Below are 483 nucleotides of genomic sequence, written 5' to 3'. Positions count from 1 at the left end.
ACCCACGACTACAGCGTGGATACGGGGGCGCCGGTGATCGCCATCAGCACCATCGCGGCAGACGATATCCTGAACGCCACGGAAGCGCAGGCGGATCTGCTGATCGGCGGCACCACCACCGCCCCGGCAGGGCAGACGGTGACCGTGACGATTGGCGGCACCGGCTACATCACCCAGGTGCAGGCCAACGGCAGCTGGAGCGTCACCGTTCCGGCAGCGGATGTTCCTGCGCTCAGCAGCGGTGCGGTCACCGCGACCGTCTCCGACGCCGCCGGTAATACCGGTTCGGCCAGCCATACCCTGACCGTTGACACTGCCGCCCCGGTGGTGACCATCAACACCGTGGCGACGGACGACATCATCAACAGCGCCGAACACGGCCAGACGCAGCTGGTCAGCGGTACCGTCAGCGGTGCGGCGGCGGGCGATGCGGTCGTCGTCACCATTAACAACAAAACCTACACCACGGTGGTGGATGCATCC

At 66.3% G+C, this 483-nt stretch carries 1 protein-coding gene; it reads left to right on the top strand.

From position 1 onward, the window contains the following. Nucleotides 1-483: Ig-like domain-containing protein (locus OGY07_RS01260; RefSeq protein ID WP_286598210.1), on the top strand; the 483-nt coding region annotated here is incomplete at both ends.

The sequence above is a fragment of the Citrobacter sp. Cs237 genome, from assembly GCF_030332325.1.
Lineage (GTDB): Bacteria > Pseudomonadota > Gammaproteobacteria > Enterobacterales > Enterobacteriaceae > Citrobacter_A > Citrobacter_A sedlakii.
The sequence above is the reverse complement of the archived record's forward strand: the minus strand, read 5'-3'. Positions and strand labels throughout refer to the sequence as shown.